This window comes from Streptococcus sp. 1F3 (assembly GCF_054968985.1).
On the sequence record NZ_JBUEQR010000098.1, the window covers coordinates 1 to 540 of the forward strand.

At 43.5% G+C, this 540-nt stretch carries 1 protein-coding gene; it reads left to right on the forward strand.

Going from position 1 to position 540, the window contains the following annotated elements:
- A partial coding sequence (locus ACVPON_RS08780; RefSeq protein WP_462878253.1) for a pre-toxin TG domain-containing protein occupies nucleotides 1-488 on the forward strand: 488 nt, incomplete at its 5' end.
- Nucleotides 489-540: the final 52 nt, after the last annotated feature.

Genomic DNA, 540 nt, shown 5'->3' on the forward strand with positions numbered 1-540 from the left:
CAAGTTCCCGTTATCAGTCGAATGCTTCTGTCAAATCGAAAGCGAAAAAAGGTAGCTCCAAACGCACAAGTGGTTCACATTATGAAGTGAACCTAGGTGGTGCTACCAGTTGGGATAGCCCTGCTGGACCAAGCTCTCGCTATCAGCCCAAAGTTACTGCTAAATCGAAAGTGTTGACTGAGGAAGAGCTAGTAGCAAGAAGGGCAGAGGGAGTGAGGCTGCTTAAGACTCTTGGTGGTGAACTTAGTGGCTGGTATAATGCCAAACGTCTTTGGACAGGACAAGACCCTGTAACAGGTGAGGAAGCCAACCGCTGGTTGGCAGGCTTAGGGCTTACTATTGATGTAGCTACTTTAGCAATTCCGGTTGCAAAATTAGGGAAGTTAGCTAAAGCAGGAAAAGTTGTTGATGCAGTTGATGATGTAGGAGATGTGGGAAGACTAACAGATAAAATTGCTTCGCAATCTGTTATAGTCAATCAGTTTTAAAGCAGTAATGCAGTAATTATGGTATACTAAAGTTATGGCATATGATTTAGAT